A 23,376-nucleotide genomic window follows, 5' to 3' on the forward strand; every position below is an offset into this window, starting at 1 on the left:
CGGTGTCGGGCGGTCGATCAGACGCGGGTGAGCAGCACCGCCAGCAGCAGGGCCGCGGCGTTCCGCGTGAAGGTCAGGTGGTAGGTGAGGCGCTCGTTGCTGTACAGGTCGGCGATCAGGTAGAGCCCCAGCCGCACCCGCAGGTACGCCTGGCGGGCCCCGAACTCCGGCCGGGCCCGCAGGACGAGGGCCGTCCACTCGGCGACGTACTCCCGCTGGAAGGACTTCACCGCTCGCGCGTACTCCGGTCCGATGTTGTGCCGCGGTGCGTTCGACGCCCAGTATCGGGCCATTCCCACGTAGGAGTGGGCGAGGCCGCCGAGCGCGGTCTCGGCGTCGGGCGCGTCGGCGAGCGCCCGTTCGAGCGCCAGCCAGAGCGCGTGCATGGCCCGCTCGAACGCGGCCCGGAGCAGATCCTCCTTGCTCTCGAAGTAACTGTAGATGTTCGGACCGGTGACGTCGACGACGGCGCCGATGCGCGTCATGGACGCGCCGTGGAAGCCGTGTTTGGTGAATTGCTCGAAGGCGGCGATCAGCAGCCTTTCCCGCATGGACATCGGCAGCCGCGCCGGAGTCGGCCGATCGACGACCGGTCCGGTGGGCACCATCGTCGCCGAGGTGAGCGCGCGGAGCGCGTCGCGCACCGCGGGGATGCGCTCGGCCGGCGGCGACCGCAGGCCCTGACGCCCGACGTTGGCGATCATCGACTGCACCGACCACAGCAGCAGCTCGACCTGGCCGTCGTCGAGGTCCGGCCGCCGGCTGCGCAGGCCGGGCACGAGGCTCCGGTTCCAGGCCCGCATCCTCGCCCGTAACCGGCGTCGCATCTCCTCCGGGAGGTAGCGCATCTCGTGGGTCCACAGGTCCGACAGGTACGGCCGGTCCGAGACCAGCGCGATCACCTCGTCGATGGTGCTCTCGTAGTCCTGCCCGGTGACCGGGGTGTGCAGCCACGCGAAGCTGTGCTCGAAGACCTGCTCAAGCAGGACCGCCTTATTCGCGAAGTGGCGATACAGGGCGCCCGCGGTGATCCCGACCTGCTCGGCGATCATCGCCATCGACACGTGCGGGAAGCCGTGCGCGACGAAGAGGTCGCGGGCCGCGCAGAGGATCTGAAGTTTGCGGTCACGCGGGCGGCGGCGCTGTACCGGTTCGTCCGGCCGGGTCGCCGTCATTCAGCGCCCACCCGGCCCACCCGGCCCACCCGCGCGCGGCGAGCGGGGCCGTCGGCGCGCGGCCTGCCCGCTGCGGCGTGCCGGGCGGATGCCGGGGCTCATGTCCGGACCTCCACCGGGGGCATGAACCGGGGAGCCCGCTTGGCCAGGAAGGCCCCGGTTCCCTCGCGGGCGTCCGGATGAAGGCCCTGCCGGCGCAGCTCGATCGCCTCCCGCCTGAGCGCCGTCTCGACGCCCGGCGAGGCCGCCTGACGCAGCAGCGCCTTGGTCGCCGCCTGTGCCTGCCCGGGGCCGGCGAGCAGCCGCGCGGCCAGCTCATCGGTGGCCGGGATCAGGTCGTCGTCGTCCACCACGGAGGCGACCAGGCCCCACGCGGCGGCCTCCTCGGCGGTCAGCCGCTTGTTGAGCAGCGCCAGTTGCATCGCCCGGTGGAGCCCCAGCGAGCGTACGAGGAGCGAGGTGCCGCCGTCGACCGAGAGCCCGACCTTGGTGTAGCCGAGGCTGAAGGAGGCCGATCGCGCCGCCACCACCAGGTCCGCCGAGGCGACCAGCGGGAAGCCGGCGCCCGCGGCCGCGCCCTGGACGCCGCACACGACGATCGCCTCGGCGCGCTGGATCTCGCTCACCGCGCGGTGCAGCGCGTCGGCGATGTCATAGAGGGCGTCGGCCAGGGACGGCGCCGAGGCCATCGCCCGCAGGTCGCCGCCCACGCAGAAGAACCGGCCGGTCGCCGACAGCACGATCACGCGTGCGCCGTCGTCGCGCGCACGCCGCAGCGCGTCGAGCATCGCGGTGTTCCACGCCTGGTTGATCGGGTTGCCGCGGTCCCCCTGCGGCATGGTGATCCGGGCGAGGCCGTCCTCGAAGCGATAGGTCACCAAATCTTCCGTCATCCACCACTCCTCACTCCTCACTCCGCGCGGCCGGCGGGGGCATGGCCTCGTGCCCGGACCCGGGCGACCGTGGGGCGTCAGCGTCAACCTAGGTCCGATGGACCGGGGTACGCAACGCCTAAGTAAATCTGGAACAAGTTGATCAATGGCCCGCATGGCCGCCGGTCGAGCTCGGCAAGGCGCTCTGCTCGGCCATCACCTGCGGAACAAGATGACCCTTGACACATTCTCGTGAATCTGGATTCATCGTACCGAAACACAACGGCAGTGCGGGGGCGGCATCCGGAGGCAGACGAATGAACGTAGGTTGGGTGCGGTGGGCGAGCCTCGCCGCGGTGGGCGTGCTCGCACTCTCGGCGTGCGCATCGGGACGCGACGCGGACGGCGCCAACGCCGCCGGGGCAGGCACGTGCTCCCCCGGCATCACCGACACCGAGATCAAGATCGGGCAGAGCTCGCTGCAGTCGGGCGCTGGCGCGATCTTCAAGTCAATCAGCGACGGCATCGCCGCCAAATTCAAGGAGATCAACGACAAGGGCGGCGTCACCATGGGTGACGGCAAGACCCGCAAGGTCACCTTCATCAGCCTCGACGACGGCTACGACCCCGCGCGTTCCGTGGTCAACGTCAAGAAGCTCATCGAACAGGACCACGTCGCCGCGTTCCTGGCGAACACCGGCACGTCCTCGATCCTCGCCTACATCGACTACACGACCCAGAAGGGCGTACCGCTGATCTTCCCGGCCGGCAGCCCGCCGGAGGAGCTCGTGAACCGCTACCGGGACGGCAAGGCGATGCTGGCGCTCTACACCAACGCCACCGTCGACTTCGAGAACCAGGCCCGGGTCAAGGCGATCGCCGCGAAGAACCCCAATGCGAAGATCGCGGTGCTCTACTCGAACGAGGAGACGGGCAAGACCCAGCTTGAGGCGTTCAAGAAGGCGATGGAGGGCACCAACCTCAAGATCGTCGCGACCGAGTCGTACGAGATCAGCGCGGCCTCGGTCGATTCGCAGGTGACCTCGCTGCGCGGCTCGAACGCCGACACCTTCGCGATGCTCGGCTCCGGGTCCTTCATCACCATGGCGTTGAAGAAGGTCGACGAGCTCGGCTGGCATCCGCAAAAGTGGATCACCGCGGCGAATCCGGCCGCCGCGCTCGTGTCGGCGGCGGGTCCCGGCGCGGCCGAGAACGTCAACTCGATCCAATGGTCCAAGAGCGGCGACATGGTGGGCGCGGACAAGGACCCCGCGATCATCGAGTACCGGAAGTGGGCGACGGCCAACGGCTACGACCCCAAGGACTCGCTCTTCCAGAGCGGGGTGGACATCACCGACAGCTTCCGGCAGATCCTCGAGGCGACCAAGGAGTGCACCAGCGAGGCGATCTACAAGGCGGCGCGCAGCATCAAGGCGGAGAGCTCCTTCGCCCTGCCCGGCATCACGTACGGCAGCAGCGACAAGGACCCGTCCTTCGTCCACCAGGCGGTCCAGGTGACCTTCGACCCGAAGAACAACGGCTGGGTCCCCAACGACACCATCTTCACCGCCGATGAGTGAGTCCACGCCGCGGAGCCTGCGGGCTGCCGGAACCGCTGGGGCCGAAATCACCGGGACCGGTGCGGCCGGAACGCTGCAGGTGCGGGACGTCCGTCTCAGGTTCGGCGGCGTCGTCGCGCTGGACGGGGTGTCCTTCGACGTGGCCGCGGGAACGGTGTGCGGCCTCATCGGCCCCAACGGCGCCGGCAAGACCGCGCTGTTCAACTGCGTCAGCGGTCTGTACCGGCCGAACTCGGGCACGGTGCTCCTCGACGGCGTCGATCTGCTCGGCCTGCGGGCCGACCAGATCGCCGGGGTCGGCATCGCCCGGACGTTCCAGAACCTGGGGCTCTTCGCCACGCAGAGCGTGCTTGAGAACGTCATGGGCGGCGCCTACCACCGGACGAAGGCGGGATTCCTCGCCGGCGGCCTGGGGCTCCCGCTGACCTGGCGGGAGGAACGCCGCGAGCGCGAGCACGCCAGGGCCATCCTGGACTCGCTCGGCCTCGCGCACCTGGAGCGGCACCCCGCGGCCGGGCTGCCGCTCGGCACGCTCAAGCGCATCGAGCTGGCCCGGGCGCTGATGCTGCGGCCGCGCCTGCTCATGCTCGACGAGCCGGCCAACGGCCTCATCCTCGAAGAGGTGCACGAGCTCGCCTCCGTCGTACGCGGCCTGCGGGACGAGCACGGCTTCAGCGTCCTGCTGATCGAGCACCACATGGGCATGGTCATGTCGATCTGCGACCACCTGGTGGTGCTGAACCTGGGGCAGAAGATCGCCGACGGGCTGCCCGACGAGGTCCGCAACGCCCCGGCCGTCGTCGAGGCGTACCTGGGAGGCCCAGGAGGTGCCGCATGAGCCTGTTGACCGTCGAGCATCTCAACGCCGGCTACGGCAGCCTTCAGGTCCTCGACGACGTCTGTTTCGACATCGAGGAGGGCACGATCACCGTGGTCCTCGGCGCGAACGGGGCCGGCAAGTCCACCCTGCTGCGCGCGCTGTCCGGGATGCTCCCCGCCACGGGCAGCGCGCGGCTGGACGGGCACGAGCTGCTGTCGAGCCGGCAGCGCAGGTCGGTCGCCCGGCTGGGCCTCGGCCACGTTCCGGAGGGGCGCGGCACGTTCGGCGGCCTCACCGTCGAGGAGAACCTCCGCGTCGGCGGCCACCACCGGCCGGCCGCCGAGGTCGAGGACGCGATCAAGGAGTGGTACGACTTCTTCCCTCGCCTCGCCGCCCGTCGCGACCAGCTCGCCTCCGCGCTCAGCGGCGGCGAGCAGCAGATGCTCGCCATCGCCAGGGCGCTGATGGCCAAGCCGCGGCTGCTGTTGCTGGACGAGCCCTCGCTCGGTCTGGCGCCGAAGCTGACCGGCATGCTGTTCGGCGAGCTGCGCGCGATCAGGGAACGGCTCGGCATGACGGTGCTGCTGGTGGAGCAGAACGCCCACCTCAGCCTCGAGATCGCCGACGACGCGTTGCTGCTGACCGCCGGGCGCATGGGCCCCAAGCAGCCCGCGGCCGTCCTGCGCGAGGACGAACAGATCAAGAACGCCTACCTCGGCGCGTAGGAGCGATCGGGTGACCACTTTCTTCCAACAGATCATCGACGGGCTGACGACGGGCGTGGTCTACGCCGCGATCGCGCTCAGCCTCGTCCTCGTCTACCGCACCTCACGGCTGATCAACTTCGCGCAGGCGGAGATGGCCACCTTCGGGGCCTTCCTCGCCTGGCAGTTCCACGACTGGGGGCTCGGCTTCCTGCCGGCGATCCTGCTGGCGGTGGTGGTGTCGTTCCTGGCCGGCGCCGTCATGGAGCGGACGCTCGTCCGGCCGCTGGCCGAGGCGCACAACGAGCTCGCGCTCTTCGTCATCTCGCTCGGCATCCTCATCGTGCTCCTCAACGCGGAGGCCTGGATCTGGGGCTACGAGGTCAAGGACGTCCCCTCCGTCCTGACGGGACCCGCGCTGGAGATCGGCTCGGTCCGGGTGAGTCAACAGAAGCTGGTGATCGTCGCCGTCGCGGTGGTGATCGCCGGGCTGCTCTGGTTCCTCTTCCAGCGCACCCGGTTCGGCCTGGCCATGCGGGCCGCCGCCGACAACCTCTCGTCGGCCACGCTGCTCGGCCTGCCGGTGCACGCGTCGATGACCTTCAGCTGGGGCATCGCCGCGGCGATCGGCACGCTGATGGCGACCCTGGTCGCGCCGCAGCAGTTCCTGCAGCCGGGCATGCTGCTGTCGGTCCTGTTGTACGCCGTCGCCGCCGCCGTCCTCGGCGGTATCGACAGCCCGGTCGGGGCGATCGTCGGCGGCCTCATCGTGGGCGTCGTCGAGAACCTCGCGGGGACCTACGTCCCGGGCATCGGCCAGGACTTCAAGGCCGCCGTCGCGTTCCTCATCATCATGATCGTCCTGCTGCTCCGGCCGCAGGGCTTCTTCGGCTCGCGGACGGTGGTGCGGGTATGAACCGGTTGCTCGCCGTCATGCACCGGCGTCGCCCCGCGCTGCCGATCCCGGCCTGGGTCAACGTGCTGGTCGGCGTGGTGGTGTTCGGCTACGCGCTGTACCTGCCGCTGGTCTCGCCGACCTACGCCAACACCAACCTGGCGATGGTGTGCGTCTACGTCGTCACCGGCCTCGGCCTGCACCTGCTCACCGGCATGACCGGCCTGATCTCGCTCGGTCACGGCTTCTTCTTCGCCATCGGCGCGTACGCCACGGCGATCCTCTCGGGCACGTACGGGTGGCCGGTCCTGGCGTCGTTCGCCGTCGCGGCCGCGCTCGGGTGGATCCTCGGGTTCGGCTTCGGCCTCCCGGCGCTGCGCCTGTCCCCGCTCGCGCTCTCGCAGGTCACCCTGGCACTCGCGTTGATCACGCCGTCGGTCATCAAGCGGCTCGACTTCTGGACCAACGGCAGCGCCGGGCTGTCGGTCAACATCGCCGATCCTCCGGCGTGGACGGGCCTCGACAAGGACCAGTGGATCCTCTACATCTGCCTGGTCGTCACGCTGATCGTCTACCTGATGGCGGTGCTGATGTCGCGGGGCCGTACCGGGCGGGCGATGAACGGGCTGCGCGACAACCAGGCGGTCGCCACCACGCTCGGCGTACGGGCGACGACGACGAAGTCGTTCGTGTTCGCAATCAGCGCGGCGTTCGCGGCGGTCGGCGGCGTGCTCTACACCCTCGTCGTGCAGTACGTCGGCGCGGACGCGTTCGCCCTGCCGTTCGCGATCTCACTGATCGCGATCATCGTCGTGGGCGGCTTCTGCTCCGTGCCCGGCGTCGTGCTCGGCGCGATGTTCGTCGTCTTCATGCCGACGTGGATCTCGGACGTCAACACCTCCTCGTCCGGTCTGGTGTACGGCATCGTGCTCGTCGTGTTCATGTTCGCCCTGCCCTACGGCATCGTCGGCGTGATCCGGATGGCCGGCAAGCCGGTCGTGGACCGGCTGGGCACCCGCGGCAAGGCCCGTCCGGGCGAGGTACGACCGGCGCCGGCGGAGAAGGTCGCCCAGCCGTGAGCCGCGAGTGACGAAAGCCGCGAGGTGACGGCCGCAAGCGATGGCCGCGAGGCGATGGAGGGGCGCGCGGGCCGATCGGATGCCCGTCGGCCCGCGTGCTCCTCCGTCACACCCCGTCCGCACCGGGCCCGAACCGCGGCTCCCTGTTCTCCAGGAAGGCGCGCACGCCCTCCTCGAAGTCGCCGCCGCGCATGCACTCCGCCTGCGCGGCCTTCTCCATCGCCAGGACGGCCGCGAGGCCTTCACCTGTCATGACACTCCTTGACCCGGAATGAACGCTCATATACATATGAATTCATATACCCCAATGAACCAAGCTCGCTACCCGCACCAGCGCCATTGATGCTTATGTGGAATTCACTTCCTTGTCCAGCGGCGATTCGAGGGACTGTGGGGCGACTTCACCGAAGGGATCGCGCATGAGCGAGATCGACGACTTCCGCGAGCGCGCCCGGCTCTGGCTCGACGGCCACGCCCGGCGCGCCGAGGAGGCCCTCCGCGCCGACTCCGGCGAGGAGGCCGCGGACCTGGCGGAGGCCAGGCGCTTCCAGGCCGCGCTGTTCGAGGCCGGCTTCGCCGGCCTGACCTGGCCCAGGGAGTACGGCGGCCAGGGCCTCGGCATCGAGTACCAGGTGGCGTGGAACGAGGTGTCCGCCGGCTACCGGCTGCCCACCGTCTTCTCCCTGGGCCTGGGCATGATCGGCCCGACCCTCCTGGAGCTGGGCACGGAGCAGCAGAAGCGGCGCTACCTGCCGAAGATCCTCTCCGGCGAGGAGATCTGGTGCCAGATCTTCTCCGAGCCCGGCGGCGGGTCCGACGTGGCCGCGCTGCGGACCAGCGCGACGCGTACCGACGAGGGATGGGTGATCAACGGCCAGAAGGTCTGGACCTCGGTCGGCCATCTCGCCGATCTGGGCGCGGTCCTGGTGCGCACCGATCCGACCGTGCCCAGGCACCAGGGCATCACGATGCTCATCGTCGACATGCGCGCCCCGGGCCTCACCGTGCGGCCGCTTCGCATCGCGACCGGCGAGGCGCCGTTCGCCGAGGAGTTCTTCGACAACGTCCTGGTCCCGCACGACGCGGTCATCGGCGAGGTGAACCAGGGCTGGGCGGCGGCCGTCGTCATGCTCCGCAACGAGCGCATCGCGCTCGGCACGCAGGGCCGCTCGCAGGCCAACCCGCTGAGCTTCGAACCGATGCTCGCCGCCGTACACAAGCACGGCTCGATCACCTCGGACCGCGCCCGCACCGGTCTCGCGGAGCTGTACGCCCGCGAGCTGGCGCTAGCCGAGTTCGGCCGGCTCGTCCACGAGGAGGCCATCGCGGGCATCCCGGTGGGCGCCCGCGGATCGGTGGGCAAGCTGGCCGGCACCCAGCAGGCGCTGTGGGCGGCCGACCTCGCCGAAGAGCTCCTCGGCGAGACGATCGCGATCGAGAACGACGACCTCGCCGCCATCCGCTGGGCGTCGCTGTACGCCACCGGCATGGCGATCGCGGGCGGATCGACCGAGATCCAGCGCAACATCATCGGCGAGCGTGTCCTCGGCCTGCCCAAGGACGGCGGCATCGACGCGAAGGACGTCCCCTTCAACCGGCTTCGGTTCGGCGACGGTAACAAATAGAGGAGGCTGGACGGACCGCTGATGGCGGGCGCGGCGATCGGCCCACGTACCCCCGGGCGAAGGCCCGCGAGATCCTCGGCTCGGGTGGTTGGATACGGTCGCGGCATGAATGTTCATCGGGTACGCGGCGTGGTGGCGTTCCACGAGACCGACGCGTCCGGGCGTTACCACTACACGAACGCCCTCAAGTGGGTCGAGAACGTCGAACACGCCCTCTACCGGTCGGTCGGCGTGCGGGCCGCCACGTTCCCGCGCCGGGCCGTCGCCGCGAGCTTCGAACGATCGTTCGTGGACGGTGACGAATACGAGGTCGAGCTTGAGGTCGAGAAGGTGGGGAATACCTCGATCACCTATGTGTGGCGGATCCTCAAGGGGGAGCACGTCGCGGTGAACGGATCGCATACGGTCGTCCACATCGACGGCTCCGGCAGACCCACCCCGTTGCCGGACGCGCTTCGCGCCGTGCTGGACGGCCTCGCGAACGACACGGCCTGATCGGCGAGGCGGTCCGGCGTCGCCGATCTGCCATACAGCGTTCTGCTAGATGGAATCGAGGTGGCTCGTCGGGTGCTATAGTGCAGGCGCCACCCGGAATGGTCGTGGCTCCGTTCGTCGCTCCTAGCGGAGGGCACATGTCGGCGCCGGCAGGCTATCCGATCGAGTCGGTCGAGAACGCGGCCCGCGTTCTGTTGATGCTCCGCGAGCGGCGTATTCTGCGGGTGGCCGAGGTCGCCGCCGAGCTGGGCATCGCCCGGTCGAGCGCGCACCGCATGCTCACCACCCTGCAGTCCCAGGGCCTGCTGCGGCAGGAGCCGGTGACCCGTGGGTACGGTCCAGGGACCGGGCTCATCCAGATCGGCGTGGCGGTGATCGGGGCGACCGACCTGCGTGCGGAGTCCCGGCCGACGATCGAGCGCCTCTGCCACGACCTCGGCGAGACGGTGCATCTGATCGTCCTCGACGGCTCGGAGATCGTCTTCATCGACGGCGTGGAGGGCCGTCACGCGATCCGCGCCGCGCTGCGCATCGGCGACCGGGCGCCCGCGCACGCGGCCGCGGCCGGGAAGGTCCTGCTGGCGGCCCTGCCCCGGGAACAGCTGCGGGAGCGGTATCCGGGTGGTCGCATCCGGGGCGGGACGAACAAGGCCATCAGCAGCCGACGCGTGCTCGAACAGGAGCTTGAGACGGTCCGCGAGCAGGGGTACGCGACGAACTTCGGCGAAAGCGAGCCGGGGCTGCACGCGATCGCCGCGCCGGTACGCGACGCCGCGGGCAGCGTACGGGCCGCCATCAGCGTCTCGGGTCCCGCGGAGCGTCTGGCCGAGGAGAAGCTCGCCTCGCACGTTCGCACGCTGCTCGACGCGGCGGACCGGCTCAGCACGGTGCTGAGCTAGCCGCCGCGTCGCGCGATCGCGGAGTGTGCGCTACGTCAGCGACAGGTCCGAGCGGAGTGCGGCGAGCAGGTCTGGTACGTCCGTGAGCCTGGCGGCGGTGCCGAAGACGTAGAAGTCGGGGCGAACCAGCACCGCCGTGACGCCCGCCTTCCGCATCCAGCCGGTGAGCGCCTCGCCGTCCTCCTGGATCCCCTCACCGCCGATCACCACGGACCGCAGCCCGATCGCGCGCCCGAGGTCGTCCACGGCCGCTGCGGCCGCCGCGTCCGGTTCGCCCAGGCTGAAGAGGGTGAACCCGTGGCCGAGCACGTCGTCGGACCGTTCCGCCTTCCCGTCGCCCGTACGCAGCAGCGGCTGGACGGCCAAGCGGCCGGCCAGCGGTTGCCCGTCCCGGAAGCCCGCGCCGATGGGCGGCTCGAAAGGCGGGGGAAGCTCGGTCGCCGACCGCATGGCCTCGCGGTGTCGCGCCGCGCGTACGGGATCGGTCTCGCAGACGGTGGTCCCGATCCGTACCGACTCTTCGATGTAGGCGATGACGTGCGGCCTTCGTGAGGCCGTGTACAGGTCCAGGAGCCCGGGGTCGGCGGAGCCCGCCAGCACGAGGTCGAACATCCACGCGAGGGTCGCGGCGTCCCGGATGCCGGAACTCATGCCCTGCCCGAGGAACGGCGGCATGACGTGCGCGGCGTCGCCGGCGAGCAGCACCGATCGGTCCCGGAACGTGTCGGCCACGATGGACCTGAACCGGTAGACCGTCTGCCGGATCAGCTCCCCCTCCCGGGGGCCGATCCACGGTTTGAGCAGGTCCCAGACCCGTTCCGGCCGCACCATCTCGGCGGGGTCGTCGCCGTCGACGAGCATGAACTCCCAGCGGAAGTACCGCTGGGCCACCCTGCCCATGTGGTTCGGCCGCGCGGGATTGAGCACCTGGCCGGTGTCGGGGATGTCCAGGGCGGGGGCACCGGGGCGTGGGCGGACGTCGACGACCAGCCAGTCGCCCCGGAATCCGAGATCCTCCGTCCGGATGTCGCAGAGCGCGCGCACCGTGCTGCCGGCGCCGTCCGCGCCGACGACGTAGCGGGCGGTCACGGCACCGCCGTCGGCCAAGGTCACCGCCACGTGGTCGGTCTCCTGGCGGAGGCCGGTCACGGCCGCGTCGAAGCGGACGTCCACGGTGGGCATCGCGTGGACGGCCGCGTCCAGGACGTCCTCAAGTTCCGGCTGGTAGAAGTGGTACGACGCGTCCCAGCCGGAGGGGGCGGCCCAGTCGCGCGGCAAACGCGAGATCACGGCTCCGTCGGGGTCGAGGAACTCGTACACGCGCGCCGGCTCCGCGATGCGCCGTACCTCGTCCGCGATTCCCAGCGATTGGAAGACGCGCATGATCTCGTGATCGAAGTGTCCTGCCCGGGGCGTCTCGTAGCGTCCGGTGCGGCGCTCGCACACCACCACGCGGTGCCCCGCGCGCCCCAGCAGTGCGGCCAAGGTCTGCCCGACCGGGCCGTATCCCACGATGAGGACGTCCGCGTCCGGCTCATCGGGCCTGATCACGGCTTCGCGGGGACCTTCGGTAAGACTCATGTGGCTCGGCCCTTCGCCTCTCGTACTCGGCGGCTCGTGAACGCGGCCGGCGGGTCGCCGTGGGCTCACAACAACCCGACAAGCATTGGTTACAGGTAGCGCTCATTCTGGAAACCGGTCATGGTTCTGTCAAGCAGACATCGCCCGCGATCGGCGGGCACGGGCCCGCGAGGAGGACCTTCGCCCGGCTTCCACCTCCAGGACCAGGGCCATCAGTGGCGACCTCGATGTGAAGCGGCTGGCCCGGCCCGCGGATCACCGCTCCGAAGTTCGCCTCTGCAGAACCTTGTGTTCATAGCGGAATTTGTTCTACGTTACAGACCGCGTTCTGGTAACGGCCGCGGCACTCACCCCGCCCACCGATGCGCGAACAACGCGGAGCGACGCCGACGAAGGGAAGCCCCCATGCCAACGACAAGCAACGGCATCCACTACGAGGAGCGAGGCGACGGGCCGGGCACGATGGTGATGCTGCCCGGGCTCGGGTGCTCGCTCGCCTGCTGGTCCCGGGTGACACCCCTGCTCGACGGCCATCGCATCGTGCTGTTCGACCTGCCGGGCCACGCGGGCTCCGCCCGCGCGGTCGCCGACGGAACGAACCTCGCCACCTTCACCAAGCCGTTGATCGACGCCTGTGACGAGCTCGGCCTGGCGCGTTTCTCCCTCGTCGGTCTCTCCTTCGGCGGCTCGGTCGGCGTACGGATCGCTCTCGACCGGCCCGACCTGGTGCTCTCGGTCATGGCGTTCATGCCGTGGAACGCCGGCGGGACCGAGCCCGGCGATCCGGTCATCGAGGGGTTCTACAACTCCTACGGCGACGTCGAGGCCATCACCCGGGCCATCGCCGCCATCTCGCTCGATCCGAGCATGACGACCGATGTCGTACGCACGATGCCGACTGTCAGCGAGCGATTCTGGCGCAGCTGGTACGGCGGAGGCGTCTACACGAGCATGTTCGAGGAGCTGCCGGGCATCACCGTGCCCGTGTGCTACGTCCTCGGCGGCAGGGACGCCGTCGCCCCCCAGGACAAGTTGATCGCCGACGTCGGGGCGATGCCCGGCGGACGCCTGGTCTACCTGTCGGACGTGGGGCATCTCGCCCCGTACGAGTCGCCCGAGCTCGTCGCCACGGAGATCCGCGAGTTCGTCACCCGCCACGCGACCGCCCGCACGGGGGTCGCCTGACCCGCCGCGACCGTCGCCGAGCGCTTCAGCAAGGTCCGCGACCCGCTTCCGACCGAAAGTCAGATGTCCGCATGAACACCCACGCCGGCTCCACCCGGCCGAAGGTCGCCGAGCTCGGCCACGTCGGAATCCGATGCTTCGACGTGGCCAAGCAGCTCGACTTCTACACCGGGGTCCTCGGCCTGGTCGTCACCGACCACGACGCGGACCTCGGGAACTACTTCCTGTCCGCCCGCCCCGACGACGAGCATCACGAGCTCCTGCTCACCAAGGGCCGCGACGTCGCGGTCGGCGGCAGGCTGATTCAGCAGATCTCCTTTCGCTGTGAGTCCTTCGAGGACGTCGTCGGTCTGTACCGCCGGTTGAAGGAGTACGGCACGAAGTTCGACATGATCGTGTCCCATGGCAACGCCATCGGCGTCTACTTCTTCGATCCGGAGGGGAATCGGACCGAGGTCTACTGGCGGACCGGCCTCGTCGCGCGCCAGCCGTTCATCGAGACCATCGACATCGAGACCCCGCCGGATCGGCTGATGGACGCGATCCGTGCCTCGGTGGCCAAGTACGGCGCGAGCGGATTCACCGAGGAGAGCTACCTGCGCTGGACCCGCGAGCAGGCGAGGCCGGCGGACGACGACACGAAGGGCCGAAAGTGAAGTTCGTTCGATTCGCGAGCGCCGGAGGCGAGGTTCGGGTGGGGGTCGTCGCCGGGGAGCACTTCCGCGTCCTCGGCGGCCACACCGACCTGCTCCCGCTGATCGAGGCCGGTGAGGCCGCGCTCCTGGAGGCCGGACGCCGGGCGGAGAAGTCGGGCGAGGAGGTGGACCCCGCGCAGGTGCGGATCCTTTCCCCGCTGGCGACGCCGCCCACGTTCCGCGACTTCTACGCCTTCGAGCAGCACGTACGCGCCGGTCGCGCGTGGCGCGGGCTGGAGATGGACCCGACCTGGTACGAGATCCCGGTCTTCTACTTCTCCAACCCGTACGCCTTCCGGGGCGAGGGCGAGGTTCCCATGACCCCGGGGGCCGAGAAGTTCGACTTCGAGCTGGAGGTCGCCGCCATCGTCGGCAAGGCGGGCTCCAACCTGACCGTCGAGGAGGCCGAGGACCACATCGTCGGCTACTGCGTGCTGAACGACTGGAGCGGCCGGGACGTGCAGCACCGCGAGATGACCCTGTCGATGGGCCCGGTCAAGGGCAAGGACACGGCGACCAGCCTCGGCCCCTACCTGGTGACCAAGGACGAGCTGGCGCCGTACGCCACGGCCACCGGCTTCGACCGGGCCATGACGGTCACCGTCAACGGACGGCCGTACACCGAGGCGAACTGGTCGGACGTCTACTGGTCCTTCCCACAGATGATCGCGTACGCGTCGCGCGGCACCCAGGTCCGCCCGGGAGACGTCATCGGCTCGGGCACGTGCGGCACGGGCTGCATCCTCGAACTGTCCCGAACCCACGGCGAGGAGGACTACCCGTGGCTGAAGGCGGGCGACGAGGTGGTCGCCACCGTCGAGGGGCTCGGCAGCCTGCGCAACACGATCGTCGCGGCCGACCCCGTGCACCCGCTGAAGCGTCAATAGAGCAAACGATGGGAACACCTGTGCGACTCACGGACGGAGCCACACGCTGATGGGTACGGCGGAAGCGACGCAGGAGGCGACCGCGCATCGAGCCGCGCTGATGCGCGCCATGCCCGTGACCCGAATGCTCGACTACGGCATGGACCACTGGGACGCCACCCACCTGTTCAACGCGCCCGTCGAACGGCCGTGGCACGAGGTCGCCGCCGAGCTGGCCGACGCGCAGCTCGCCCGCGCGCAGGCGGCCGCCGCCCGTGGCGACGTCGAGACCGCGGTCGCGTGCTTCCGCCGGGCGGCGGCCGCTCTGATCTTCGCGCAGATGGCCTTCAACGCCGACAACGCGACCAAACGCGCGCTCTACAAGCGGCTCGTCGAGGCGTACCAGGCCGCGGCCGATCTCGACACCGAGCTGCGCGTGGAGCGGCTGTCGATCCCGTTCAAGGGAAGTCACTGCACGGCCTGGCTCGTCCGGCCTCGCGCCGATCGCCCCGGTCCCGCGGTCGTGATCGTCGGCGGGCAGAGCGGTTGGGGCCCGGCGTACCACAGGCAGGCCGAGGCCCTGGCCCGGCGGGGCCTGTCCACGGTCCTGCTTGAGGCGCCCGGCCAGGGCGAGACCCGGATGTCCGGCGGACTCCACCTCGACGGAAACGTCGATCAGGTCTTCAGCGCGACCCTCGACGCCGTGTCCGCCCGCACCGGTTACAACGGCCCGTACGGCGTCTGGGGAAACAGCTTCGGCGGCCTGCTGGCCGCCCGCGCCGCCGTCCACGACGACCGCTTCGGCGCGTGCTGCGTCAACGGCGCCGACGCGCGACCGGAACCCCGCCCGTTCCGCACCGCCAGGGAACAGGCGCAGGCGCTCCTCGGCGTCGGCACGGACGAGGAGGTGGCGGCCGCCCTGCGCACCCTGTGGCTCGACCCGTCCGTCGACCGGATGTCGGCCGCGCTGCTCGTCCTGCACGGCGGCCTCGACCCGCTCGTCACCCTCGACCAGCAGAAGGTGTTCCTCGACCTGTCGGAGCGCTCCACCCTGCGCGTCTGGGAGGACGGCGAACACACGATCTACAACCATTCGGCCGAGCGCACGGAGTTCGTCGGCGACTGGTTCCGCGCCCGGCTCGGCCCCGGGTGACTCACGCTGCGCCGAGGTACAGGCGGTGTCCTCCGGACATCAGGCGATTCCCCCATTGCTTCTGATGACCTGCCCGTTGACCCACGCGGACGACTCAGAGGCCAGGAAGGCCACCAGGGCGGCGATGTCGGCCGGAGTGCCCAGCCGCCCAGCCGGCGCCATCGCCGCCATGCGGGCGATCTGCTCCTCGGTCTTGCCCGTGGTGAACAGCTCGGTGTCGACGGGCCCGGGGGCGACCGCGTTGACCGTGATGCCGCGCGGTCCGAGTTCCTTGGCCAGGACGCGTGTGATGCCCTCGACGGCCCCCTTCGTCGCGTTGTAGCCGCCGTATTCGGGGGCGTTGAGCGCCAGGGTCGTGCTGGAGAGTGTGATGATCCGGCCGCCGTCGGCCATCCGGTTGGCGGCCTCGCGCAGCGCGTAAAACGTCCCCTTGAAATTGACCGCGAGCATGATCTCGATGTCCGCGTCGGTCAGATCGGCCACCGGCGCCGTCCTGAGCACCCCCGCCGAGGTGACGAGGCAGTGCAGACCCCCGAGCCGCACCGCCGCGTCGAAGAGGCGTGCCGTCTCGGCGGCATTCGTGACGTCCGCCTGTACGGCGACGGCGGCGCCGCCGGACTTCTCGATCCCCTCCACGACCTCGCGAGCCTGCGCCTCGCCGCGGTGGTAATTGACCACCACGACGTACCCGGCCGCGGCCAGGCGCTCCGCGACCGCCCTGCCGATGCCGCGCGACCCGCCGGTGACCAGGGCCACCCGATTGGAGTCCACTGTCACGAACCTTTCCGTTGATCCTCGAACCTCGTCACGGCTGGACGATGACCTTGCCCTTGGCGTGCCCCTCGGCGACGTGATCGAACGCCCAAGCGGCGTCCGCCAGCGGAACCGTACGGTCGATGATGAGTTCCACGCCCTCGTCGACCGCGGCGACGACCTTCGCGAGGCGAGCGGCGTCGGTGGAGTGGAACACGAACTCGGCGCGAATCCCGCGCTCGGCCGCGCGCTCGACGTCCGGCGGGACGTTGAGGGCGACCAGCAGATCGCCCGAGGACAGCACGTCCAGCGAGGCGACCTCGGTGTCGCCGCCGATCGGGTCGATGACCACGTCCACGTGCTCGACCTCGCCGCGGAAGTCGGTCGCGGTGTAGTCGATCACCTGGTGCGCGCCGAGCCTCTTGGCGATCTCGGCGCCCGCCGGTGAGACGGTCGTGATGACGTGGGCGCCCGCCTTCCGGGCGAACTGGATGACGAAGCCGCCGACGCCTCCGGCACCGCCGTGGACGAGCACCCGCTGGCCGGGCTTGAGTTCCGCCACCTCGACCACCGCCTGAAACGCCGTCGCGGCCGTGGTCGCCAGCCCGGCGGCGAGGTCGAGCGGAATCGTGGCCGGGGCGGCCGCGAGGTTCGCGACGGGGACGGCGGCGTACTCCGCGACGGCTCCACCGGAGGTCGGGTCGGTGCGGGCGATCACCGCGTCGCCGATGCTCCAGCCGGTGACGCCGGGTCCGATCCGCTCGATGGTTCCGGCGAGATCGGTACCGACCACCGACGGGAAGGTGATCGGGAAGAAGTCCTTGACGTAGCCGGCGCCGATCTTGACGTCGAGCGGGTTCAGCGCCGCCCCGGCGACCTGGACCAGGACCTCGCCCGGGCCGGGTTCCGGCTTGGCGCGCTCGGTGACGGCAGGTCGGGCGCCGTACGCGCTGTACTGCAGTGCCTTCATGAATGTGTGCCTCTCGGATAGGTCGGGCTCGGGGCGTGGGCTGGGCGTGTTGATCCTCGAACCTTCGAGAACCCACGGTCGCCGAGCCCGGCCCGCCCGAGAAGGCGGAGGTCACACTGGTGACGGCGGCACCACTGTCAGGGTGGCGCCGCCTCCGGACCTCGATCCAGCAGGGAAAGCAGTACCTCGCGGCCATGCCGCCGCGCCGGACTCAGGAGGTGTGACCCACCGGTCATCCCGGCCTTTCGCGTGCATCGCCGGTTTCCGGATCGAGTCACGGGCGGCTCACGGCAGCATGCGGTGCCAGATGTCGATGCAGACGTCGCCGGCGTGCTTCAAGGCGTCCTCGCCGCCCTTGCCCGCCGAGGCGCGGTAGAAGTTGCGCTCGGTCATCCAGCACAACGCCCGCGCCACGTCCTCGGCCGCCCCCGGTCCCTCCGCGGGAAGCCCGGCGCTCAGCAGCACCCCGGTCATCGCGGTGACATAGCGCTCGACCGTCTCGGTCCACATGGCGCCGATCTCGGGGATCACCGCGCCGAGCTCCACCGCGGCTCGCATCACCACGCCGTGCTGGACCCAGTGGCGCTCGGTGTTGCGGACCGCGCGGACGATGCGCTCGGGCGGCTCGGTGCCGGTGTCGGCCGCGGTGAACGCGGCGTCGTTCGCGATCTGCTTCACCGTACGGCGGACCAGCGCGGTCAGCACGTCCTGTTTGGAGGCGAAGTAGAAGTAGAGGGCGTTGCGGGTGATCCCGGCGCCGCGCGCGATCGACTCGACGGTCATGCCGTCGAGCGTCTGGGTCTGGAGCTGCTCCTCGGCCGCGTCGAGGATGGCCTGTTCGCGCAGGTCGCCTTTGCGGGGCGCGTCCCGCCGGCGTCGGCGGCCACGTGCGTCTGCGCTCGTCATGCCACGGATGTTAGTGGGCGGATTCGGAAGCCGCGGCGGCGACCGGCCGCCGCTGGGGGATGCGCCCGCCGGTCCTGTGTGACCCCGGCGGGCGGCGCGTCGTACCGGGGCGGGTTCAAACCCGGGTCGGCATCGGATGGCCGACCCAGGTGACGGCGTCGGTCAGCGCGGCGACGATGTCGACGTCCCCGACACCGGCCTCGGCGTAGGCGCGGTGCAGGTTCGGCACCAGGCGCTCGGCGTCGGGCCACGCCGCGAACGGCCCGAGGTCGGCCGCCCGTGCCGCGGTCAGCGGGTCGGCCCCGCGCCGGATGCCCTCGGCCGCCGTTTCCTGGACGAAGCGGTAGTACGCCCGGTGCCGGGCGAGCACCTGGTCCAGCTCGGCGCCGTCGATGACCGGGCCGTGGCCGGGCACGACGTACGCCGGGGCGAAGGAGGCCAGCCAGTCGAGGGAACGCAGCGCCCCCTCGACCGAGCCCATGAAGACCAGCGGGGTGATGCCGTGGAAGAGCAGGTCGCCGGTGAACAGCACGCCCTCGTCGGGCACCCACGCCACCACGTCGCCGGTGGTGTGGGCGGGGTGTCCGGGGTGCCGCAGCTCGACCGTCAGCCCGCCGGCGTCGACGAGGAGGGCGTCGGTGAGCGCGAGCTCGGGCACCCGGCGGGTCACGGCGCCCCAGTGCGGCACGGGATCCCACAGCGGCGGGCAGGCGTCGAAGACCGGATCGGTGCGCAGGTGCTCGCACATCAGCCGGTGGCCGATGAGGACGGCGTCCTCGGGGAGCAGCGAGTTGCCGTAGGTGTGGTCGCCGTGCGCGTGGGTGTTGACCGCCCAGCGCACCGGCCCGCCGCTCTCGCGGTCCACCGCGCCCAGGAAGGCCTGCGTACGCCGTTCGGTCGCGCAGGTGTCGACGATCAAAAGTCCGTCCCCGCCCGAGACGACGCCGGCGTTGTTCACCCACCAGGTGCCGTCCTCCTGGACCCAGGCCCAGACCCGATCGGTGACCCGCTCCAGCCGCGCGGGCGGCGGCCCGTCATCGCGCGTCATGCTCCATGTCCTCTCCGTTCCTCTCTGTTCCCGGTACGTCTGGCGCGGGCGAGCGCCGCGTAATGGTCGATGATCGCGGGGTCGGCGAGGCTGCCGGCGCCGACGGCGTCGTACACCCACCGCGCCGTGGCGGCCGGCAGCGGCGAACCGGTCGAGCCGATGAACCGGACGCGCGACAGGTCGTGCCGCTCCCCTGGCCGCAGCCCTTGGGCGGCACACGCGCTGAGGTAGCCCGCGCTGACGCCGAAGTGGGTGAGCCGCCACCGCCGCGCCAACGCCCACTGCCGGTCCAGGTCGGGGTGGGTGGGGCTGCCGTCGTACAGGACGGCGGTCGCCCCGCCGAGCAGCGAGCAGACCACGATGTTCCACATCATCCAGGCCGTGGAGGTGTACCAGTAGAAGACGTCGCCGGGCCGGACGTCGGCCTGCAGCAGCATGTTCTTGTACTGCTCGATCAGCATGCCGCCGTGGCCGTGCACGATTCCCTTGGGGATGCCCGTGGTCCCGGAGGAGAACAGGATCCACAGCGGATGGTCGAACGGCAGCGTCGCATACCGCGGCTCTTCCTCGCCGGCGACCACGTCGGTCCACGGGATCACCTCGCGGCCCTCCGGAGCGTCCGGGATCCGGCCGGGGCGCAGGTGATCGACCCAGACGCAGGTCCGCACGGTCGGCAGCCCGCCGAGGATCTCCAGCGCGGCGGCGGCCCGGTCGCGCCGCTTGCCGCCGAAGTGGTAGCCGTCGGCCGCGACCAGCACCCGGGGCCGGGTCTGGGCGAGCCGGTCGAGGGCGCCGCGCACGCCGAAGTCGGGCGCACACACCGTCCACACCGCGCCGACGGACGCGGCGGCCAGGAAGGCGACCACGGCGTGCTCGGTGTTCGGCAGGTACGCGGCGACGCGGTCACCGGGCTCGACGCCGAGGCGGCGCAGCGCGGCGGCCAGCGACGCGACCTGACGCCGCAGCTCGGCACCGGTCAGCCGGGCCGCTCCACCCTCCTCGGTGTACGCGGCCAGCGCCACGCGGTCGTCGTCGACGGCGGCCAGCAGGCGCTCGGCGAAGTTGACGCGCACCTCGGGGAACCAGACCGCCCCGGGCATCGTGTCGTCGGCCAGCGCCTGCTCGGCGGCGAGCCCCGCGGCGACGCCGAAGAACTCGGCGATATCGGCCCAGAACGTGCCCAGGTTTTCGATCGACCACCGCCACAGGTCGTCGTACCCGGCGAAGCGCCTGCCGTGCCTGGCCTCCAGCCAGGCCGTGAACCGCCCGATCCAGGTGGCCGAGAGGTCCTCAGGCGGCGACCACAGCGGCACCGGGCCGTCCCCTGCGAGATCGGCCATGATCACTGGGCCAGGTTGGCGAACGCGAGCGCGGTCACGTCGTCGAAACCCTCGGTCGGGGTGGCGGGGAAGCGTCCCCCTGCGGCGCGCACCCGTTCGAGCACCCGCGCGGCGGACTCGTCGGCCTCGGCCAGGAGCTTGGGCAGATCGTACCCGACCAGGACGCCGTCGCGCTTGACGAATTCGCCGTCGACCAGCACGTGGCGGACGTCCGCGGGGGTCGTCTGGTAGATCAGCGTGCCGGGTCCGTCGATGATCGGGTGCTGGGCGATCCCGGAGCCGCCCACGACCATGAGATCGGCCTTCTTCCCCACGGCGATGGTGCCGATCCGGTCGCCGAGGCCACAGGCCTCCGCGCCGTTCACCGTCACCCACTCCAGGGCGTCGAGCGCGGTGGCGGTGACCTTCTCGACGTCCTTGCCGGCCAGGTTGAGGTGCTCGGTCTCGGCCCAGCGCTTGAAGGCCAGGCCGAACCGCGCCTGGGTGATCAGGTCACCGCTGTTGAGCGAGATCACGTCGCAGGACAGCGTCGGCTCCACGCCGAACTCGGCGCACTTCTGAAAGACCGGCCGGCCCATGCCCATGTTGGTCCCGGTCTCGACCGAGATCGACACTTGCATCCGGCGTCGGCGAGCCGCCGCCACTGCTCGTCGCTGAGCGTGTTGCAGTGGATGTGCACCATGTCCGGGCCGAGCAGCCCGGCGTCCGCGATCTCGTCGAAACCGGACGGCATCTGCCACACGCACGCCATGTGCGTGGCGATCAGGGCGTTGTGCGCGCGGGCGACCTCGATCTCCGTACGCGTGTGGGAGAACGGGACCAGGCCGAGCTCGTTGAGGGCGACCCCGAGGGTCAGCCGGCTCGCCCCGCCGAAGTACGTCGCGGCGACGCGCTCGAAGTCCCGGACCCGCTCGGAATGGTCGGCGAAGTGCGGCGGCGCGAACGGGCTGCTCTCGAAGAAGCCGTAGCAGAACCTGGCCCGCACGCCGGAGTCCAGCAGCCCGGTGACCGCGGCGTCGGAGTGCTCGGGCGTGTTGTTGCAGTGCGAGAAGTCGAGGATCGTTTTGTCGCGGCGTCGATTTTCTTCGGAGCGGCCGACGGCTGACCTACGCTCGCGACATGCGTGAGAACACCCCGACAGCGGAGTCCACCACCCGGCCGAAGACGTCCCTGATCACGGGCGTAAGCGCCGCATTCGGCCGGGTGCCGGCGACCGCCACGCTCGACGCCGACCACACGGTGCTCGGGAGCGTACGCCGCGCGAAGGAACCCTCCGGGCGGGAAACGCCGCCTCTGTTATCCGCGGCGTTTTCGCGTGGGCCCGCCCGGCGCGTGGCGATCCCGGGCAGGCTCGCGCCGCTTCTGCTCGCCGCTGTGCTGACGGCCTGCTCGTCGCCGCCTTCGCCCTCGACCGGAGTCCCGGAAGGACCCCCGTCGTCGGCCGTGTCCTCGCCCTCCGCGTCGGCCGTCCCCTCCAAATCACCTGTACGGTCCCGCGACACCGCCCACGACTACAACCGGGACGGGCACGCCGACCTGATCATCGGCGTACCCGAGGGCGAGGTGAACGGAAAGGAGGCCGGGCGGATCGAGGTGGTGTACGGCTCGCCCGGCGGCCCGGCCCCCGGAGAGCGGAAGACCATCGACCTCGGCTCGGCGGCGACCGGAGGCGCGCGATTCGGCGCGGCTCTGGCCGGCGGCGACTTCGACGAGGACGGCTACGCCGATCTGGCGGTGGCGGCGCCGGGCGGGGGCAGTGCTCCCGGTACGGTGGCCGTGTTCTTCGGCTCGGCGCAAGGTCTCTCCGACACGGCCGTCGTACTGCCCAGGCCACCGTCCGTCCAGGGATTCGGCCTCCGCCTGGCCGCCGGGGACTTCAACCGGGACGGCCGCCACGACCTGGCCGCGGCCGACTACTCCTCGCTGTGGGTGACGTACGGCGGGCCGAGGACGCGGGCGGGCCGCGTCACCTGGCACAACGTGCTGCGGGACACCGCCGCGATCGGCCCGATCGCCGTCGGCGACGTCACCGGCGACGGCTACGCCGACCTCGCCGTCGTCTACTCCGTCGACGACCCCGCCGACGAGGGCACCGGGGTCGTGTACCGGGGCTCCCCCGACGGCCTGTCCGGCAGGATGGAGGGCACCTTCCCCGGCTGGGGCGTGGGCGATGTCGCGATCGCCGACTTCGACGGCGACGGGTTCGGCGACATCGCCGCAGGCAACTCCTTCGAGGACGCCGAGGAGACCACGGGCCAGATCTACCTCTCCCGTGGCTCGGCCACCCGGCTGCCGGAAGGCCCGGTGCACTTGACGATCAAGTCGCCCGGCATGCCCACGTACCCCGAGGACACCTCCGGCTTCGGCTCCGCGCTGGCGACCGGCGACGTGAACGGCGACGGGTACGCCGACATCGCCGTCGGCGCGGACGGCGGGCAGCGTGGCACCGCCTTCGTCCTCTACGGCGGGCACAACGGCCTGTCCCCCCAGGGGGCCCGGGTGTTCGAGCCGAAGCCGCTCGGCGTGACCGACGGCTCGGTGCAGGGGTTCGGCCTACAGGTGGCCGTGACCGACCTCAACGGCGACGGCGCCGCCGAGGTCGCCGTCACCACCCGTGCCCCGGATCGCGTCACCGTCCTGTCGCCGGGCAGGTCGAACGCCGAGGTCGATCTCAACCCGGGCAAGGAGGGCGAGCAGTTCGGTTATGTCCTGGGCTGACCGGGCGCGCCCCCAGC

24 protein-coding genes are annotated in these 23,376 nt (G+C 70.8%); 13 read left to right on the plus strand and 11 right to left on the minus strand.

The genetic code is table 11. The features are described 5' to 3' along the window. Positions 1 to 17 precede the first annotated feature (17 nt). Both AB0K60_RS19865 and AB0K60_RS19870 read right to left on the minus strand, forming a co-directional pair. On the minus strand, positions 18 to 1,175 hold the full coding sequence (locus tag AB0K60_RS19865; protein WP_364056599.1) for a TetR/AcrR family transcriptional regulator: 1,158 nt from the start codon (positions 1,173 to 1,175) through the stop codon (positions 18 to 20). Positions 1,176 to 1,273: 98 nt separating this feature from the next. Further along, positions 1,274 to 2,068, minus strand: a complete 795-nt coding sequence (locus tag AB0K60_RS19870; RefSeq protein ID WP_364056601.1) for an enoyl-CoA hydratase-related protein — start codon at positions 2,066 to 2,068, stop codon at positions 1,274 to 1,276. Between the two features lie 296 nt (positions 2,069 to 2,364). On the opposite strand from AB0K60_RS19870, the gene AB0K60_RS19875 reads away from it, so the two are divergent. Genes AB0K60_RS19875 through AB0K60_RS19895 form a run of 5 tightly spaced genes read left to right on the plus strand, consistent with a single transcriptional unit; the run spans position 2,365 to position 7,125 of the window. Then, positions 2,365 to 3,627, plus strand: coding sequence for an ABC transporter substrate-binding protein (locus AB0K60_RS19875; protein WP_364056604.1), 1,263 nt, complete (start codon positions 2,365 to 2,367; stop codon positions 3,625 to 3,627). Continuing rightward, positions 3,620 to 4,465, plus strand: coding sequence for an ABC transporter ATP-binding protein (locus AB0K60_RS19880; protein WP_364056608.1), 846 nt, complete (start codon positions 3,620 to 3,622; stop codon positions 4,463 to 4,465). Before AB0K60_RS19875 ends, AB0K60_RS19880 begins: the two co-directional genes overlap by 8 nt. Continuing rightward, positions 4,462 to 5,172, plus strand: coding sequence for an ABC transporter ATP-binding protein (locus AB0K60_RS19885; RefSeq protein WP_364056611.1), 711 nt, complete (start codon positions 4,462 to 4,464; stop codon positions 5,170 to 5,172). The genes AB0K60_RS19880 and AB0K60_RS19885 overlap by 4 nt, the downstream gene beginning before the upstream one ends. 10 nt (positions 5,173 to 5,182) lie before the next feature. After that, entirely contained in the window at positions 5,183 to 6,067 is an 885-nt protein-coding gene (locus AB0K60_RS19890) for a branched-chain amino acid ABC transporter permease (protein WP_364056614.1), read from the plus strand. After that, a complete protein-coding gene (locus tag AB0K60_RS19895; RefSeq protein ID WP_364056618.1) occupies positions 6,064 to 7,125 on the plus strand; it encodes a branched-chain amino acid ABC transporter permease in 1,062 nt (353 codons plus the stop codon). Before AB0K60_RS19890 ends, AB0K60_RS19895 begins: the two co-directional genes overlap by 4 nt. Positions 7,126 to 7,231: 106 nt before the next feature. On the opposite strand, the gene AB0K60_RS19900 is transcribed toward AB0K60_RS19895, so the two are convergent. After that, positions 7,232 to 7,378 (minus strand): hypothetical protein, encoded by a 147-nt coding sequence (locus AB0K60_RS19900; protein WP_364056621.1) that lies wholly within the window; start codon positions 7,376 to 7,378, stop codon positions 7,232 to 7,234. Between the two features lie 166 nt (positions 7,379 to 7,544). On the opposite strand from AB0K60_RS19900, the gene AB0K60_RS19905 reads away from it, so the two are divergent. From AB0K60_RS19905 to AB0K60_RS19915, 3 genes are all read left to right on the plus strand, one after another. After that, positions 7,545 to 8,750 (plus strand): acyl-CoA dehydrogenase family protein, encoded by a 1,206-nt coding sequence (locus AB0K60_RS19905; protein WP_364056624.1) that lies wholly within the window; start codon positions 7,545 to 7,547, stop codon positions 8,748 to 8,750. A 105-nt stretch (positions 8,751 to 8,855) separates the two neighbouring features. After that, the gene (locus AB0K60_RS19910; protein ID WP_364056627.1) at positions 8,856 to 9,245 is read left to right on the plus strand and encodes a thioesterase family protein; all 390 of its coding nucleotides are present in this window, start codon (positions 8,856 to 8,858) and stop codon (positions 9,243 to 9,245) included. Positions 9,246 to 9,382: 137 nt separating this feature from the next. Continuing rightward, positions 9,383 to 10,144, plus strand: a complete 762-nt coding sequence (locus AB0K60_RS19915) for an IclR family transcriptional regulator (RefSeq protein WP_364056630.1) — start codon at positions 9,383 to 9,385, stop codon at positions 10,142 to 10,144. Positions 10,145 to 10,174: 30 nt separating this feature from the next. Here the strand turns inward: AB0K60_RS19915 and AB0K60_RS19920 are convergent, their stop codons facing one another. Next, on the minus strand, positions 10,175 to 11,695 hold the full coding sequence (locus AB0K60_RS19920; protein WP_364056633.1) for a bifunctional 3-(3-hydroxy-phenyl)propionate/3-hydroxycinnamic acid hydroxylase: 1,521 nt from the start codon (positions 11,693 to 11,695) through the stop codon (positions 10,175 to 10,177). Positions 11,696 to 12,130: 435 nt separating this feature from the next. Between AB0K60_RS19920 and AB0K60_RS19925 the strand changes: the two genes are divergently transcribed. The 4 genes from AB0K60_RS19925 (at position 12,131) to AB0K60_RS19940 (ending at position 15,624) form a co-directional block, all read left to right on the plus strand. Continuing rightward, complete coding sequence (locus AB0K60_RS19925) at positions 12,131 to 12,910, plus strand: alpha/beta hydrolase (protein ID WP_364056636.1); 780 nt, start codon at positions 12,131 to 12,133, stop codon at positions 12,908 to 12,910. A 71-nt stretch (positions 12,911 to 12,981) separates the two neighbouring features. Next, positions 12,982 to 13,566, plus strand: a complete 585-nt coding sequence (locus AB0K60_RS19930) for a VOC family protein (protein WP_364056639.1) — start codon at positions 12,982 to 12,984, stop codon at positions 13,564 to 13,566. Next, positions 13,563 to 14,492 carry a fumarylacetoacetate hydrolase family protein gene (locus tag AB0K60_RS19935; protein ID WP_364056642.1) on the plus strand — a complete coding sequence of 310 codons (930 nt, stop codon included), beginning with the start codon at positions 13,563 to 13,565 and terminating at the stop codon, positions 14,490 to 14,492. The genes AB0K60_RS19930 and AB0K60_RS19935 overlap by 4 nt, the downstream gene beginning before the upstream one ends. Positions 14,493 to 14,541: 49 nt before the next feature. Next, positions 14,542 to 15,624, plus strand: a complete 1,083-nt coding sequence (locus AB0K60_RS19940) for an alpha/beta fold hydrolase (RefSeq protein WP_364056645.1) — start codon at positions 14,542 to 14,544, stop codon at positions 15,622 to 15,624. A gap of 39 nt (positions 15,625 to 15,663) precedes the next feature. On the opposite strand, the gene AB0K60_RS19945 is transcribed toward AB0K60_RS19940, so the two are convergent. The 7 genes from AB0K60_RS19945 to AB0K60_RS19975 form a co-directional block, all read right to left on the minus strand. Next, positions 15,664 to 16,395 (minus strand): SDR family oxidoreductase, encoded by a 732-nt coding sequence (locus AB0K60_RS19945; protein WP_364056648.1) that lies wholly within the window; start codon positions 16,393 to 16,395, stop codon positions 15,664 to 15,666. A 34-nt stretch (positions 16,396 to 16,429) separates the two neighbouring features. Continuing rightward, the gene (locus AB0K60_RS19950; protein ID WP_364056652.1) at positions 16,430 to 17,347 is read right to left on the minus strand and encodes an NADP-dependent oxidoreductase; all 918 of its coding nucleotides are present in this window, start codon (positions 17,345 to 17,347) and stop codon (positions 16,430 to 16,432) included. 285 nt (positions 17,348 to 17,632) lie between these two features. Further along, positions 17,633 to 18,253 carry a TetR/AcrR family transcriptional regulator gene (locus AB0K60_RS19955; RefSeq protein WP_364056655.1) on the minus strand — a complete coding sequence of 207 codons (621 nt, stop codon included), beginning with the start codon at positions 18,251 to 18,253 and terminating at the stop codon, positions 17,633 to 17,635. Positions 18,254 to 18,368: 115 nt separating this feature from the next. Continuing rightward, the gene (locus AB0K60_RS19960) at positions 18,369 to 19,301 is read right to left on the minus strand and encodes an MBL fold metallo-hydrolase (protein WP_364056658.1); all 933 of its coding nucleotides are present in this window, start codon (positions 19,299 to 19,301) and stop codon (positions 18,369 to 18,371) included. Further along, a complete protein-coding gene (locus tag AB0K60_RS19965) occupies positions 19,298 to 20,641 on the minus strand; it encodes an AMP-binding protein (protein WP_364056661.1) in 1,344 nt (447 codons plus the stop codon). Before AB0K60_RS19965 ends, AB0K60_RS19960 begins: the two co-directional genes overlap by 4 nt. A 2-nt stretch (positions 20,642 to 20,643) precedes the next feature. Continuing rightward, positions 20,644 to 21,219 (minus strand): amidohydrolase family protein, encoded by a 576-nt coding sequence (locus tag AB0K60_RS19970; RefSeq protein ID WP_364056664.1) that lies wholly within the window; start codon positions 21,217 to 21,219, stop codon positions 20,644 to 20,646. Further along, positions 21,153 to 21,626: a hypothetical protein gene (locus AB0K60_RS19975; protein WP_364056667.1), complete on the minus strand. Its 474-nt coding sequence runs from the start codon at positions 21,624 to 21,626 to the stop codon at positions 21,153 to 21,155. The genes AB0K60_RS19970 and AB0K60_RS19975 overlap by 67 nt, the downstream gene beginning before the upstream one ends. Positions 21,627 to 21,760: 134 nt before the next feature. Here AB0K60_RS19975 and AB0K60_RS19980 point away from each other — a divergent pair, with 134 nt between their 5' ends. Continuing rightward, the gene (locus AB0K60_RS19980; RefSeq protein WP_364056670.1) at positions 21,761 to 23,359 is read left to right on the plus strand and encodes an FG-GAP-like repeat-containing protein; all 1,599 of its coding nucleotides are present in this window, start codon (positions 21,761 to 21,763) and stop codon (positions 23,357 to 23,359) included. Positions 23,360 to 23,376: the final 17 nt, after the last annotated feature.

Source organism: Thermopolyspora sp. NPDC052614, from assembly GCF_040678635.1.
Classification (GTDB): Bacteria; Actinomycetota; Actinomycetes; order Streptosporangiales; family Streptosporangiaceae; genus Thermopolyspora.

Bases quoted from the DNA above. Each gene is read 5' to 3' on its own strand.
- AB0K60_RS19865 (WP_364056599.1), bottom strand. From the start codon at position 1,175: ATGACGGCGACCCGGCCGGACGAACCGGTACAGCGCCGCCGCCCGCGT.
- AB0K60_RS19870 (WP_364056601.1), bottom strand. From the start codon at position 2,068: ATGACGGAAGATTTGGTGACCTATCGCTTCGAGGACGGCCTCGCCCGG.
- AB0K60_RS19875 (WP_364056604.1), top strand. From the start codon at position 2,365: ATGAACGTAGGTTGGGTGCGGTGGGCGAGCCTCGCCGCGGTGGGCGTG.
- AB0K60_RS19880 (WP_364056608.1), top strand. From the start codon at position 3,620: ATGAGTGAGTCCACGCCGCGGAGCCTGCGGGCTGCCGGAACCGCTGGG.
- AB0K60_RS19885 (WP_364056611.1), top strand. From the start codon at position 4,462: ATGAGCCTGTTGACCGTCGAGCATCTCAACGCCGGCTACGGCAGCCTT.
- AB0K60_RS19895 (WP_364056618.1), top strand. From the start codon at position 6,064: ATGAACCGGTTGCTCGCCGTCATGCACCGGCGTCGCCCCGCGCTGCCG.
- AB0K60_RS19900 (WP_364056621.1), bottom strand. From the start codon at position 7,378: ATGACAGGTGAAGGCCTCGCGGCCGTCCTGGCGATGGAGAAGGCCGCG.
- AB0K60_RS19905 (WP_364056624.1), top strand. From the start codon at position 7,545: ATGAGCGAGATCGACGACTTCCGCGAGCGCGCCCGGCTCTGGCTCGAC.
- AB0K60_RS19910 (WP_364056627.1), top strand. From the start codon at position 8,856: ATGAATGTTCATCGGGTACGCGGCGTGGTGGCGTTCCACGAGACCGAC.
- AB0K60_RS19915 (WP_364056630.1), top strand. From the start codon at position 9,383: ATGTCGGCGCCGGCAGGCTATCCGATCGAGTCGGTCGAGAACGCGGCC.
- AB0K60_RS19925 (WP_364056636.1), top strand. From the start codon at position 12,131: ATGCCAACGACAAGCAACGGCATCCACTACGAGGAGCGAGGCGACGGG.
- AB0K60_RS19930 (WP_364056639.1), top strand. From the start codon at position 12,982: ATGAACACCCACGCCGGCTCCACCCGGCCGAAGGTCGCCGAGCTCGGC.
- AB0K60_RS19940 (WP_364056645.1), top strand. From the start codon at position 14,542: ATGGGTACGGCGGAAGCGACGCAGGAGGCGACCGCGCATCGAGCCGCG.
- AB0K60_RS19950 (WP_364056652.1), bottom strand. From the start codon at position 17,347: ATGAAGGCACTGCAGTACAGCGCGTACGGCGCCCGACCTGCCGTCACC.
- AB0K60_RS19955 (WP_364056655.1), bottom strand. From the start codon at position 18,253: ATGACGAGCGCAGACGCACGTGGCCGCCGACGCCGGCGGGACGCGCCC.
- AB0K60_RS19960 (WP_364056658.1), bottom strand. From the start codon at position 19,301: ATGACGCGCGATGACGGGCCGCCGCCCGCGCGGCTGGAGCGGGTCACC.
- AB0K60_RS19965 (WP_364056661.1), bottom strand. From the start codon at position 20,641: ATGGCCGATCTCGCAGGGGACGGCCCGGTGCCGCTGTGGTCGCCGCCT.
- AB0K60_RS19970 (WP_364056664.1), bottom strand. From the start codon at position 21,219: ATGGGCCGGCCGGTCTTTCAGAAGTGCGCCGAGTTCGGCGTGGAGCCG.
- AB0K60_RS19980 (WP_364056670.1), top strand. From the start codon at position 21,761: ATGCGTGAGAACACCCCGACAGCGGAGTCCACCACCCGGCCGAAGACG.